The organism is Sinorhizobium sp. GQ132 (genome assembly GCF_059758575.1).
The window spans coordinates 135,025-149,426 of sequence record NZ_JCAXDX010000008.1 but is presented as its reverse complement, the minus strand read 5'-3'; the positions used below and the strand labels follow the sequence as shown (position 1 = coordinate 149,426).

Annotated in this window: 5 protein-coding genes; 2 read left to right on the top strand and 3 right to left on the bottom strand. The window is 64.6% G+C overall.

Going from position 1 to position 14,402, the window contains the following annotated elements; translation table 11 throughout:
* Positions 1–6: 6 nt before the first annotated feature.
* Genes amaB through hglS form a run of 3 tightly spaced genes read right to left on the bottom strand, consistent with a single transcriptional unit; the run spans position 7 to position 4,406 of the window.
* The gene (gene amaB, locus AC6CIG_RS20685; protein ID WP_018098739.1) at positions 7–1,539 is read right to left on the bottom strand and encodes an L-piperidine-6-carboxylate dehydrogenase; all 1,533 of its coding nucleotides are present in this window, start codon (positions 1,537–1,539) and stop codon (positions 7–9) included.
* Between the two features lie 34 nt (positions 1,540–1,573).
* Positions 1,574–2,995, bottom strand: a complete 1,422-nt coding sequence (locus AC6CIG_RS20680) for an FAD-binding oxidoreductase (protein WP_127710438.1) — start codon at positions 2,993–2,995, stop codon at positions 1,574–1,576.
* Between the two features lie 10 nt (positions 2,996–3,005).
* On the bottom strand, positions 3,006–4,406 hold the full coding sequence (gene hglS / locus AC6CIG_RS20675; protein WP_437408645.1) for a 2-oxoadipate dioxygenase/decarboxylase HglS: 1,401 nt from the start codon (positions 4,404–4,406) through the stop codon (positions 3,006–3,008).
* A gap of 113 nt (positions 4,407–4,519) precedes the next feature.
* Here hglS and AC6CIG_RS20670 point away from each other — a divergent pair, with 113 nt between their 5' ends.
* Both AC6CIG_RS20670 and ndvB read left to right on the top strand, forming a co-directional pair.
* Entirely contained in the window at positions 4,520–5,425 is a 906-nt protein-coding gene (locus tag AC6CIG_RS20670) for a LysR family transcriptional regulator (protein ID WP_018098742.1), read from the top strand.
* Between the two features lie 419 nt (positions 5,426–5,844).
* Positions 5,845–14,343 carry a cyclic beta-(1,2)-glucan synthase gene (gene ndvB / locus AC6CIG_RS20665; RefSeq protein ID WP_419183653.1) on the top strand — a complete coding sequence of 2,833 codons (8,499 nt, stop codon included), beginning with the start codon at positions 5,845–5,847 and terminating at the stop codon, positions 14,341–14,343.
* Positions 14,344–14,402: the final 59 nt, after the last annotated feature.

Genomic DNA, 14,402 nt, shown 5'->3' with positions numbered 1-14,402 from the left:
GTTCGATTATTCGATGTCGAAAGAGACGCCCTGCGCCAGCGGCAGAGCCTTCGAATAGTTCACCGTGTTGGTGGCGCGCCGCATATAGGCCTTCCAGGCGTCGGAGCCGGATTCGCGGCCGCCGCCGGTCTCCTTTTCGCCGCCGAACGCGCCACCGATCTCGGCGCCGGAGGTACCGATATTGACGTTGGCGATGCCGCAATCCGAGCCGTCGGCTGCGAGGAAACGTTCCGATTCCTGCATGTCACGGGTGAAGATCGAGGAGGAAAGCCCGGCGGCAACCGCATTGTGCTCGGCGAGCACGGCGTCGAAGTCGCTGTACTTCATGACGTAGAGGATCGGCGCGAAGGTTTCTTCGAGAACCGGGCCTTCCTGCTTCGGCATTTCGACCAGTGCCGGCTTGACGTAATAGCCGTTCTCGTGGCCGAGATCGACGCGCTCGCCGCCGGTGACGGCACCGCCATGGCTCTTTGCCTCGGCGATCGCCTTCTGCATCCCGTCGAAGGCCGCCTTGTCGACGAGCGGCCCGACGAGTGCGGCCGATTCCAGCGGGTTGCCGACGGAGACCGACTGATAGGCCTTCTTCAGGCGCGGCACGAGCTGGTCGTAGACGCTTTCATGGACGAAGAGGCGACGCAGGGTCGTGCAGCGCTGGCCGGCGGTGCCCATGGCCCCGAAAGCAATGGCGCGCAGCGCCATGTCGAGGTCGGCGGACGGGCAGACGATGCCCGCATTGTTGCCGCCGAGTTCCAGGATCGCACGGGCAAAGCGCTTGGCAAGCCGCGGACCGACCTCGCGGCCCATGCGGGTGGAGCCGGTCGCCGAGACCAGCGGCACCTTCGGATGGTCGACGAGAGCCTCGCCGATCGCACGGTCGCCGATCAGAACCTGCGACAGGCCTTCCGGAGCGTCGCCGAAACGGGCGATGGCGCGTTCCAGGATCGCCTGGCAGGCGAGCGCGGTGAGCGGCGTCTTTTCCGACGGCTTCCAGACGACGGCGTCACCGCAGACGAGCGCGAGCGCCGCATTCCACGACCAGACCGCGACGGGGAAGTTGAAGGCGGAAATGATGCCGACGACACCGAGCGGGTGCCAGGTTTCCATCATCCGGTGACCGGGACGCTCGGTGGCGATCGTCAGGCCGTAGAGCTGGCGGGAAAGGCCGACGGCGAAATCGCAGATATCGATCATCTCCTGCACTTCGCCGAGGCCCTCGGACGGGATCTTGCCGGCTTCGATCGAGACGAGGCGGCCGAGATCGGCCTTGAAGGCGCGCAGCTCCTCGCCGAGAAGCCGGACGAGCTCGCCGCGCTTCGGCGCCGGCACGAGACGCCAGACGCGGAAAGCCTCGTCGGCCTTCTCGATCTTCCTGGCGGCTTCAGCGGCAGACACGGTCTTGAGACTGGCGATCTTCTCGCCGGTGACCGGGCTGAAGGACGGCATGTCGCCGCCGGTGTAGAGGTCCTTGGCGACGCCCATTTTCTCGAGGAGCGCGGCTGCCTCGCTCGCGACGTCGATTTTCTTGGCTGCAATGTTCATGTGGTGACTCCCGTCTTGTAGCTGGCGCGATGACCTAACCGAAGCGCACGCTGCCGAGCTTGCCCGGCGAGGTGAGCGTCGTGAGGCCGGCCGCCATGTTCTTCAATTTTTCCGGCGTGTAGAGATCGTAATAAGCCTGATTGCGGCGGCCGAGCGCATGTTCCGCGCTGAAGCTGCCGTGATATTGCTCGACCGCGACTGCAAAGACCCAATCGCGCAGACGCTGCTCGAAGGTCGCATCGGCCAGTAGCGGACTATCCTTTGCGACGACCAGGTTGAAGTGAACGCCGCCGTCGCCGATATGGCCGAAATCGCAGACCGTGACGCCCGGAAATTTTTCCGGCATTTCCGCCTTCATATGGTCGCAGAAGACCATGATGTCACCCCTGCGGAAGGAGAGATCGAAGGCGATCAGCTTGCCGAGGTGTTTTACGCCCTCCGAAAGCGCATGGCGCAACGCCCAGATCTCGTGCGGCGGGCCGACGAGTGCATCGGCAAGCGGCGCCTCATCCATTTCCCATATCTCCGCGAGCACGCTTTCGAGAACCGCGTCGAGCGGCTGCTCGCCCTCACGCGGGCTCGAGGTGCGGGAGATCTCGGCAAGGATCACGTAGTCGGGGACCTTGCCGCCCTGGAAGGGGTTCTTCAGCGCCGGCACATGGGCGAAGGCCGCGGCGATCGCGTTCGCCGACATTCCCTCGAAGGCCGAGAGATAGGCGCCGAGCCGCTCTTCCATGGCCTTCAGGAGCGGCAGGACATGCGCGCCGCTCGCCGGCACGAGGAAGGCGGTCGCCGTCTGCTTCGGCAGGCGCTCGAGATTGAGCACGCATTCGGTGACGATGCCGAAGGCGCCCGAGGTGCCGATGAAGATCTGCTTCCAGTCGATGCCGGTATTGTTCTTGCGCAGGTCCGAGCCGAGGTCGAGCACCGTGCCCGCTTGGTCGGCGAGGACCACTTTCAGACCCAGCATGTTGCGGCGCACGTCGCCATATTTGAGAAAGCGCGAGCCGCCGGTATTGGTGGCGGTCATGCCGCCGATTCGCGGGTCGGCGCCGAGATCGATCGGGAAGAACAGGCCGTGTTCCTCCAGCCGGCGGTTGAGCTCGGACAGGCGAAAGCCGGCGTCGACGCGCACTGAGCGATTGTCGACGTCGAGCGCAAACTGGCGGGTCAGCCGGTCGAGGCTGACGACGACCTCGCTGCCCGACTCGTCCGGCGTCGACCCCGAGACCAGGCCCGTATTGCCCGACTGGGGGATGAGGGCGATGCCGCTGCGGACGCAGTAACCGACGGCGGCCGAGACCTCTTCCGTCGTTGCCGGACGCAGGACGGCCGCCGCGCGGCCGCGGTCGTAGCGTGCGCCGGTCTCGTAAGCCTCCATGTCCTCCCGACGCGTGACGACGCCCTTGTCGCCAAGGAGCTTCGTCAATGCGTCGATATGGTGCTCGTCAATCATCGCCGGCGTATCACTCCGCTGCCATGGCGGCGGTAAGCGCCTTGAGGCAGCCTTCGATCGATGCCTGCTCGATGCCGGCATAGTGATCGAATTCGTTGAGGACGGCGACGCCGAGGTCGGTCTCGAAGCGCTTCTGGTTCGGGCTCGCCTCGAATTCCTGCTGCGCACCGTCGCCGAGGTTCGACTGGAAGATACCGGCGGCGCTGACGGGAAGGAAGTCCTCATAGACGATCGGATCGAACCGAATGAGGCCGTCGGCGATCAGGGAATTGAGATCGCGCCGGCCGGGCAGCTTCGTCCGCCGGCCCTTCTCCGTCAGGGAATAGCTGAAATAGCCGAGGCCCGCCTGCCGGATTTCCGCCCAGCTGTCGGGGAAGGCCTCGAAGACCTGGGTCAAGGCCGCTTCGTATTCTCTGGCATTTGAACCATCGGCGGCCGGACGTACGATCTTGCGCGATTCGTCGAGCAGCCGGTCGTAGAGACCGCGACCCTTCGGCGTCAAGGCGATGCCGCGCTGCTCGATCTCGCCGAAGCGGGCGGTATGCGAGCCGGTCCTCCATCCGCCATCGGCGCTACGGAAGGAAACCGGCTCTTCGAGCGCCTTGAAGGAGGTCTGGCGAAGCAGGACCGGGCACTTGCGTGTCGGCGGCCCTTCGACCACGGCCTTCGGGGCAATGCCATATTCCGGCATCAGCGCCTGGACCCGGTCGATGTCGAGCGTACGTGGCGTCAGATGGTTGATATGCGGCCCCTTGAAGGAGACCACGTCGGCGATCAGCCGGTGCGCATCGTGCAGGCGCTCGTACATGTCGGCGCCGACATTCGCCTCGTCGTGCCAGCGGAAGGTCTCGAGCACTTCGGCGACGAAACGCTCTGCATCGGCCTTGTCGACGCCGCCGTCGCGCTCGGCCTTTTCGGTAAGATCGACCGCACCGGATGTGAAGATCCGGCGCTCTTTCAGGATCGCCTCCGCCTCGGCGCGAAGGGCCTCGTCGGCAATGAGGTCGAGCCTCAGAAGCGAGGTGAAGACGCGGAAGGGGTTGCGCTTCAGGGCCGCGTCTCCAACCGGCCGGAAGGCCGTGGAGTGGACCGGCACCCCGGCGGTCGACAGATCGTAGTAGCCGACCGGATACATGCCCATCACGGCAAATACACGGCGCATCATCGAAAGCTCCGCCGGCGTGCCGAGGCGGATCGCGCCGTGACGCTCCTCGGAAATGCGTTCGAGCGAATCCGTCGCCTCCAGCCTCTCCTTGAGGGTGGAGTCGGCGGAGAGCGTTTCGCCGTTGACCCTTGCGACGAGCTCCATCAGCGTGCCGTAGGCCGGTACTTCTTCGCGGTACATCAACGACATCGCAGCGGAAAAGGCCGAGCGGATATCGTCGGCGGATACGAAACTATTCTCTTTCACTGGGGCTCGCCTCGCGCTATGGATGAAGGACAAGGTCATTCTTAATTCTGATCATATCGGAAGGCTGTGAGCTTGGATCGCGCTGCTTCTGACTATGTTGATGCGAGGCTGGAATGAAGTTGAGCCGCCGACTGGTTCCCGACGTGACGACGCTGCAGGCCTTCGAATGCGCGGCGCGCCATGGCAGTTTCACCCAGGCCGCCGCGGAGCTCAATCTCACGCAGAGCGCCGTCAGCCGGCAGATCAAGGATCTCGAAAACCAGCTGGGCGTGCTGCTCTTCGAGCGGGTGCGCCAGCGGGTCATTCTTTCCGATGCGGGGCAGAAATTCCTGCCGGAGGTACGCCGGCTTCTGAACCAGACCGAAGAGCTGATGGTGCGCGCCATGGCGTCGGCGCGGGCCGACTCGAGCCTCTCCATCGCATCGCTTCCGACCTTCGGCAGCCGCTGGCTGGTGCCGCGCCTGCCCGATTTCCTGAGGCGCCACCCGGGCACCGTCGTCAATATCGCCTCCCGTTCGGAGCCGTTCGACTTCGAAGAGCAGAACTTCGACCTCGCGATCCATTACGGCCAGCCCGTCTGGGCGCGCGCCATTTGCAACTATCTCTGCAGCGAAGTCATCGTGCCGGCCGCCAGCCCGACCCTTCTCTCGATGCATCCGGTGGAGGCGCCTGCGGACATCGGCGGCGGCCCGCTGCTGCATCTGGCGACGCGGCCCAAGCTCTGGGCGCAATGGTTCGAGGTAAACGGCGTCGAGCAGGACGGCGCCTATCGCGGCAACCGCTTCGATCAATTCTCGATGGTAATCGAGGCGGCGACTGCAGGTCTCGGTTTTGCCCTTTTGCCTCGCTATCTGATCGAGCAGGAACTTACCGCAGGCACCCTGCGGATCGTTCTCGATCGACCGATGCAGACGGAGAACAGCTATTATCTCGCCATTCCGGAAGGCAAGCTCGAAAATCCGATCAGTCGCGCTTTCCGGGAGTGGATCACCGAACAGGTCGGTGATCGGTCGCAGTAGCAAGTCCGGTTGAGGGCCTACGGATCTCAGCCTGCGGATGGGCTTACACCAGGAAGGGCGGACTTTGACAGAGATATCCATCGAATCGAGGGAGCTCGCCGGCCGGTCCGGCTCCTCGCGGTACGGGTCTCCGGAGCCGGCTGCGGGCGATGCTCGCATTCCTTGCAAGCTGCTGACATCACGGCTAAAAAATGCCATCTTCATGCACCACGCGGCCGTGAAATCCAGCGCGCCGCCGGCTTTGCGTTCGGCGCCTGCCTTCACCCATACTCTCTTCCCGGGACAATGACGGCGAAGGAGGGCACATGACCGTGTCTAGAAACGCGCCGGCGCCGTCTGCATCCTCGGGGTCGCAGCCACACCGGCAGAACAACGACAACCGGGCCGATCAGTCCCGAGTGGAACCAGAATCCGTACCCATGCTCCAGAACACAACGCAGTCCAACTTACCGCGCGAACCGGAAGCGAAGCAGATCGACTACAACGATTCGATCCGCTCGACCTATTTCTCGATCGACGACCTGCGAGCATGCGGCGCGAGCCTCGCCGAACACGGCACTTCCGCTCTGCCGGGCTTCTTTCCTTTCGAATTTCGCGTCCGCCACCGGGAGAACGAGAAGGAAATCCTGCGCGTCTACCGGGCGACCGCGGCCGACGTGGAAGCCGGCGCCTCGATCACGCCTGCAGCCGAATGGCTGCTCGACAACCACCACGTCGTCGAAGAGGCGATCCAGGAGGTACGGCGGGACTTTCCACGCCGTTTCTACCGGCAACTGCCGACGCTCTCGGTCTCCGGAACCGTCATCCCGCGCACGATGGCCCTTGCCTGGCTCTACGTTGCCCATACCCACAGTACCGTCACGCGGGAAAGCATCACCGCGATGGTGGGGGGCTTCCAGGAGCACGAGACCCTCAAGATCGGCGAATTGTGGGCGCTGCCGTCGATCCTGCGTTTCGTCCTCATCGAAAATCTGAGGCGCATCGCCATCCGCGTCGAGCGCTCGCGCGGCATGCGGCGGAAGGCGAACGAGGTCGCGGACCAGCTCATCCGGCTGAACGATCCGGAAGGCTGCCGGACGCTTCTGGTGGAGTCCGAGGCGCTTGCCGCCGACAACACCTTCATCGCACAGCTCCTTTACCGCATGCGTGACGGTTCCCAGAGCTCGGGTGCCGTCATCGCCTGGATCGAGGAGAGGCTGGAGAGGCGTGGCACCGACGTCGAGGAGGCGCTGGTAGCGGAGCAGAACCGCCTGTCGTCGGGCAACGCGACGATGAGCAATATCATCCGCAGCCTGCGCGAGATCGACGACACGGACTGGGCCGTCTGGTTCGAAAGCGTCAGCAAGATCGATGCGACGCTGCGCGAAGGGTCCGACTATGCGGCGCTCGATTTCGGATCGCGCAACACGTATCGCGACACGATCGAGAAGCTTGCCCGCCGGTCCGGCCACAGCGAACATGAAGTCACGAAGATCGCGATCGAGATGGTCGAGGAGGCGAAGGCCGCCGCGGCCGTCGAAGCGCCTCTGCAGGAGCCGAATGTCGGCTCCTTCCTCGTCGGCAAGCAGCGCCTGGCACTCGAGAAGAGGATCGGCTATTCGCCCTCGATCTTCCAGCACATCATCCGGTCGGTCCGCAAGCTCGACTGGTTCGCCATAGCCGGGCCGAACATTCTCTTGACGATCCTGGCGATGATCGTCGTCTATGCCTTCGTCAGCCCGATGGATATTCCGAGCGGCGCGAAGCTGATCATGCTCCTGCTCTTCGCGCTGCCTGCCTCCGAAGGCGCGATGGGCCTGTTCAACACGGTCTTCACGCTGTTTGCCAAACCCTCGCGGCTCGTCGGTTACGAGTTTCTCGACGGAATACCCGAGGATGGACGCACGCTGGTCGTGGTGCCTTGCCTGATTGCCAAGCGCGATCATGTAGACGAGCTCGTGCGCAACCTCGAGGTTCACTATCTCGCCAATCCGCGCGGCGAGATCTATTTCGCGCTCCTGAGCGATTGGGCCGACAGCAAGTCGGAGGAGGCTCCTGCCGACACGGATGTTCTCGAATATGCCAAGCGCGAGATCGCGTCTCTCTCTGCCCGCTATGCCTATGACGGCAAGACGCGCTTCTTCCTGCTGCACCGCCGCCGCCTCTACAACGAGGCCGAGGGCGTGTGGATGGGATGGGAGCGCAAGCGCGGCAAGCTGCACGAGTTGAATCTGCTGCTTCGCGGCGACCGCGATACCTCCTTCCTTCAGGGCGCCAACACGGTGCCGGAGGGCGTGCAATATGTGATGACGCTCGACTCCGACACGCGTCTCATGCGCGACGCGGTGACCAAGCTCGTCGGCAAGCTCTATCACCCGATCAACCGGCCGGTCGTCAATCCGAGGACACAGGAGGTCGTGACCGGCTACAGCCTCCTGCAGCCGCGCGTGACGCCGTCGCTCACCACCGGCAGCGAGGCCTCGGCCTTCCAGCGCATCTTCACCATCAATCGCGGCATCGACCCTTACGTCTTCACCGTGTCGGACGTCTATCAGGACATTGCCGGCGAAGGCAGCTTCACCGGCAAGGGCCTCTATCATGTCGACGCCTTCGAGGCTGCTCTCAAGAGCAGGATCGAAGAAAATGCGGTGCTCAGCCACGACCTTCTCGAAGGTTCCTATGCGCGTTGCGCGCTGGTGACCGACATCGAGCTCGTCGAGGATTTTCCGATCCGCTACGAGGTCGAGATGTCGCGCCAGCATCGTTGGGCGCGAGGCGACTGGCAGCTCCTGCCGTATATCTTCAATCCGAAGAACGGCCTTTCGATGCTCGGGCGCTGGAAGATGTACGACAACCTGCGCCGCTCGCTCATTCCCGTCGCCTGGCTCGCCGCCTCGGTCATGGGCTGGTACTACATGGAGCCGACCCCGGCGCTGATCTGGCAGCTCGTGCTGATTTTCAGCCTGTTCGTCGCGCCGACGCTGTCGCTGATCTCCGGGATCATGCCGCGGCGCAACGACATCGTCGCGCGTGCGCATCTCCACACGGTGCTGTCGGACATCCGCGCCGCCAACGCGCAGGTCGCGTTGCGCATCGTCTTCATCGCGCACAATGCGGCGATGATGGCGGATGCGATCGTGCGCTCGCTCTATCGCACCTTCGTCAGCCGCAAGCTGATGCTCGAATGGCGCACCGCCGCGCAGGTGCAGAGCGCCGGCCACGGTTCGATCGGCGACTACTTCCGCGCAATGTGGACGGCACCGGCGCTTGCGCTGGTGTCGCTGGCGCTTGCCGCCATCTCCGATACGGGGCTGCCCTTCATCGGGCTGCCCTTCGCCCTTATCTGGGCCGCCTCGCCCGCGGTCGCCTGGTTCGTGAGCCAGTCCGCCGAGACCGAAGACCAGCTCGCCGTTTCCGAGGAGGCGATCGAGGAGATGCGCAAGATCGCCCGGCGGACATGGCGCTACTTCGAGGCGTTCGTCACCGCCGAGCAGAACTTCCTGCCGCCGGACAACTTCCAGGAAACGCCGCAGCCGGTACTCGCGGAGCGAACCTCGCCGACGAATATCGGCGTCTATCTCCTGTCGGTCATGTCGGCGCGCTCCTTCGGCTGGATCGGTTTCGAGGAGACGATCACGCGCCTCGAGCAGACGATCGCCACGATCGACCGCATGCCGAAATATCGCGGCCATCTCTTCAACTGGTATCGCACGCGCGGGCTCGAACCGATGGAGCCGCGTTATGTCTCCTCGGTCGACAGCGGCAACCTCGCCGGACACCTGATCGCGGTCTCGTCCATGTGCCGCGAATGGGCCGAAGCGCCATCCGCCCACGTCCAGGGCAATCTCGACGGCATCGGCGACGTCGCGGCGATCCTCAAGGAGGTGTTGAGCGAGCTTCCCGACGACCGCAAGACCGTTCGGCCGCTGAGGCGCCTGATCGAGGAGCGCATCGCCGGCTTCCAGAATGCGCTTGCAGCGGTCAAGCGCGAGCGCGAATTCGCCTCCATCCGGGTGATCAACCTCGCGGTGCTCGCACGCGACATGCACAAGCTGACGGTCAATCTCGACCATGAGGTGCGCACCGTCCCCAGCGGCGAAGTGGCGACATGGGCGGGTTCGCTGGTGGCCGCCTGCGAGGCCCATATCGCGGACGGCGTCTTCGACCTCGGTGCCATCGAGGCTCTGCGCCAGCGTCTGCTGGTGCTCAAGGAGCGCGCACGCGACATCGCCTTCTCGATGGACTTCAGCTTCCTGTTCCGGCCGGAGCGGCGGCTGCTGTCGATCGGCTACCGGGTCAACGCCAACGAGCTCGACGAGGCATGCTACGATCTGCTCGCCTCCGAGGCGCGGCTGACGAGCCTTTTCGCGATCGCCAAGGGGGATCTGCCGACCGAGCACTGGTACAAGCTCGGCCGTCCGATCGTGCCGATCGGCGCGCGCGGTGCGCTCGTCTCCTGGTCGGGTTCGATGTTCGAATATCTGATGCCGCCGCTCGTCATGCAGGAGCGGCAGGGCGGCATCCTCAACCAGACCAACAATCTGGTGGTCCAGGAGCAGATCAATCACGGCCGTCGGCTCGGGACGCCCTGGGGCATTTCCGAGGCGGCGTTCAATGCGCGCGACCACGAGCTGACCTACCAGTATACGAACTTCGGCGTGCCGACGCTGGGTCTGAAGCGCGGCCTCGGGCAGAATGCCGTCATCGCACCTTACGCGTCCATTCTCGCCTGCATGTACGATCCGAAATCGGCGCTCGCCAATCTGGCGCGGCTCCGGGAGGTCGGCGCCCTTGGGGCCTACGGCTATCACGACGCCGTCGACTTCACGCCGACGCGCGTGCCGGAAGGCCAGAAATGCGCCGTCGTGCGCAACTACTATGCCCATCATCACGGCATGTCGGTCGCCGCGGTCGCCAATGTCGTCTTCAACGGGCAGCTGCGCGAGTGGTTCCATGCCGACCCCGTCATCGAGGCCGCCGAACTCCTCCTGCAGGAGAAGGCGCCGCGCGACATCCCGGTCATGGCCGCCAAGCGCGAGCCGGAAGCGCTGGGCAAGGGCCAGGCCGATCTCCTGCGCCCCGAAGTCCGCGTCGTCGAAGACCCGATCAACCAGGATCGCGAGACGGTTCTTCTGTCGAACGGTCACTACTCCGTCATGCTGACGGCGACAGGGGCGGGCTATGCCCGCTGGAACGGTCAGGCGGTCACGAGATGGACTCCGGACCCGGTGGAGGACAGGACGGGGACCTTCATCTTCCTGCGCGACACGGTGACGGGCGACTGGTGGTCGGCGACGGCCGAGCCGCGGCGTGCGCCGGGCGAAAAGACCGTTACCCGCTTCGGCGACGACAAGGCCGAATACGTCAAGACCGTCGGCGATCTGACAAGCGAGGTGGAATGCATCGTCGCCACCGAGCACGATGCCGAAGGCCGTCGGGTTATCCTGCTCAACACGGGCACGGAAGACCGGTTCATCGAGGTGACGTCATATGCCGAGCCCGTGCTCGCCATGGACGATGCCGACAGCTCGCACCCGACCTTCTCGAAAATGTTCATCCGCACCGAGATCAGCCGTCACGGAGACGTGATATGGGTCTCGCGCAACAAGCGCAGCCCTGGCGATCCGGACATCGAGGTCGCCCATCTCGTCACAGACAATGCCGGCAGCGATCGCCACACGCAGGCGGAGACCGATCGCCGGCGCTTCCTCGGCCAGGGCCGCACGATTGCCGAGGCGGCCGCATTCGACCCGGGCGCCACGCTTTCCGGCACCGACGGCTTCACGCTCGATCCGATCGTGTCGCTGCGTCGCGTCGTACGCGTGCCGGCGGGCAAGAAGGTGAGCGTCATCTTCTGGACGATCGCCGCCCCGGACAGGGAAGGCGTCGATCGGGCGATCGACCGCTACCGGCATCCGGAAACCTTCAATCACGAGCTCATCCATGCCTGGACCCGCAGCCAGGTGCAGATGCGCCATGTCGGGATCACCTCGAAGGAGGCCGCGAGCTTCCAGATGCTCGGCCGCTATCTCGTCTATCCGGATATGCACCTTCGCGCCGATACGGAGACCGTCAAGACCGGGCTTGCCTCGCAATCGGCGCTGTGGCCGCTGGCGATCTCCGGCGATTTCCCGATCTTCTGCCTCAGGATCAACGACGACGGCGATCTCGGCATCGCCCGCGAGGCCTTGCGGGCGCAGGAATATCTGAGAGCTCGCGGCATCACCGCCGATCTGGTGGTGGTCAACGAGCGCGCCTCCTCCTATGCGCAGGATCTGCAGCACACGCTCGACTCCATGTGCGAGAATTTGAGGCTTCGCGGCCTTTCCGACGGCCCGCGCCAGCACATCTTTGCGGTGCGCCGGGACCTGATGGAACCGGAAACCTGGTCGACCCTGATCTCGGCTTCGCGAGCCGTCTTCCATGCCCGCAACGGCACGATCTCGGATCAGATAGCCCGCGCCACATCGCTCTACTCCAAACCTTCCGAGAAGAAGGAGGAGGGCGCCGAGATGCTGCTGCCGGTGATACGGGAGACCGACGAGCCGATGGCGGTCGAACTCGACGGCGGCGACCTGGATTACTGGAACGGTTTCGGCGGCTTTGCCGAGGACGGCCGCGAATATGCCGTGCGGCTGCGCGGAGGCGAGGCGACGCCGCAACCCTGGATCAACGTCATCTCCAACGACCAATTCGGCTTCCATATCTCCGCCGAAGGTGCGGCCTTCTCCTGGAGCCGCAATTCCCGCGACTATCAGTTGACGCCCTGGAGCAACGACGCGGTCGTCAATCGTCCGGGCGAGGCGATCTTCGTGCGCGACATGGAAAGCGGCGCGGTGCTGACGCCCTATGCCGCACTGTCGCGACGCAAGTCCGCCCGGTTCGAGACCCGTCACGGCCTCGGCTATTCGCGCTTTCTCAGCACGCAGGACGAGCTCGAGATCGAGGCCATGCATACGGTCCACAGGAGCCTGCCGGCCAAGCTCGTCCGGCTGACGATCCGCAACCGCAGTTCGGCCGCACGCAAGCTGCGCGTCTACGGCTATGCGGAGTGGGTGCTCGGCAACAATCGCAGCCGTACCGCGCCCTTCGTCCTCAGTGAGTGGGACGAAAGCGCGAAGACGCTCGTCGCCACCAATCCCTACAGCATCGACTATCCGGGCCGGTGCGCGTTCTTCGCCAGCGACGGAGATATCGCCGGCTATACGGCAAGCCGGCGGGAATTCCTTGGCCGGGCCGGAGGAATCCTCGCCCCGCAGGCAGTGATCGCCGGCGCCGAGCTAACCGGATCGACGGATGTGGACGGGGATGCCTGCGCGGCGCTCGCGACGGATCTGACCATCGAGGCGGGGGTGGAGCGACAGGTCACCTTCTTCCTCGGTGATGCCGACAATTCCGATCAGGTGCAGGCGGTGCTGGAGGAACTCAGGGCGGACAGTTTCGACGCTGCGCTCGAGGCGGCGAAGGCGTTCTGGGGTGATTTCACCGGAGTCGTGAAGGTGGAGACGCCCGATCGCGCCTTCAACCACATGATCAACCACTGGCTTCCCTACCAGGCGCTCGGCTGCCGGATCATGGCACGCTCGGCCTTCTACCAGGCAAGCGGTGCCTTCGGTTTCCGCGATCAGCTGCAGGATACGCTTGCCTTCCTCATCCATCGGCCGGCGCTTGCCCGTGCGCAGATCCTCAATGCGGCGGCGCGGCAGTTCGTCGAAGGCGACGTGCAGCATTGGTGGCTGCCCGGCACGGACGCGGGCGTCCGCACGATGATCTCGGACGACGTGGTCTGGCTCGCTCATGCGGTTGCGCATTATTGCGCCGTCACCGGCGAGGAAGACATCCTCAAGGAGAAAGTTCCTTTCATTACCGGGCCGGCTCTGGAAGAAGGCCAGCACGACAGCTTCTACAAGCCGGATGTGGCCGACGAGGTGGGCGACGTCTACGAGCATTGCGCCCGTGCGGTCGATCTCGCCATCCGCCGGACCGGCGCCAACGGTCTGCCGCTCATTCTCGGCGGCGACTGGAACGACGGCATGAACCGTGTCGGGGAGGCCGGAAAGGGCACGAGCGTCTGGCTCGGCTGGTTCCTGGCAGGCACCCTGCGCGCGTTCCTGCCCTATGCCCGTGCCCGCAAGGACAAGCCGCGCCTGGCCCTATGGGAGCGGCATCTCGAAGCACTGAAGGATGCGCTCGAACAGGCAGGCTGGGACGGCGATTACTATCGCCGCGGCTATTACGACGACGGCACGCCGCTCGGATCGGCGGAGAACGGCGAGTGCCGCATCGATTCGATCGCGCAATCCTGGAGCACGCTTTCGGGAGAGGGCGACAAGGAGCGTTCTCTGCGCGCGATGGACGCGGTGATGGCGGAGCTCGTAGATCCCGAAAAGCGCATCGTCCGGCTGTTCACGCCGCCGCTCGAGACGACGAAGCAGGACCCGGGCTACATCAAGGCCTACCCCCCGGGCGTGCGGGAGAATGGCGGGCAATATACCCACGCGGCCACCTGGGTGGTGCTGGCATTCGCCGCCCAGGAGCGGGCGGAAGAGGCCTGGCGCACCTTCAGCATGCTCAACCCCGTGTCGCATGCTCTCAGCCAGGAGGACGCCGAGCATTATCGTGTCGAGCCCTATGTGGTTGCTGCCGATATCTATGGAGAAGGCGCGCTTGCCGGCCGCGGCGGCTGGACCTGGTACACGGGCTCCGCCGGCTGGCTCTACCGCGCCGGTGTCGAGGGGATTCTCGGCATCCGCAAGCGGGGCGACAAGCTCTTGATCCGGCCCGTTCTACCCTCCGAATGGCCGGGCTATTCGGCCGAAGTGCGCGTGAACGGCACCACGCACCGGATTTCCGTCAGCCGCGATCCAAAAAGGGGCGAACCGGTCGTAAGCGTAAATAATAGTGTCACAGAAAACGCGCATGAAGGGGTTTTGCTGTAGCTGCCGGCTTGAAGCACGAGCTGAACCGGCTTTGTTTTCCTGGATCACGATGACTTGGA

Excerpts from the sequence above, each read along its gene's own strand:
- amaB (WP_018098739.1), bottom strand. The coding sequence starts at position 1,539 with ATGAACATTGCAGCCAAGAAAATCGACGTCGCGAGCGAGGCAGCCGCG.
- AC6CIG_RS20680 (WP_127710438.1), bottom strand. The coding sequence starts at position 2,995 with ATGATTGACGAGCACCATATCGACGCATTGACGAAGCTCCTTGGCGAC.
- AC6CIG_RS20670 (WP_018098742.1), top strand. The coding sequence starts at position 4,520 with ATGAAGTTGAGCCGCCGACTGGTTCCCGACGTGACGACGCTGCAGGCC.
- ndvB (WP_419183653.1), top strand. The coding sequence starts at position 5,845 with ATGCTCCAGAACACAACGCAGTCCAACTTACCGCGCGAACCGGAAGCG.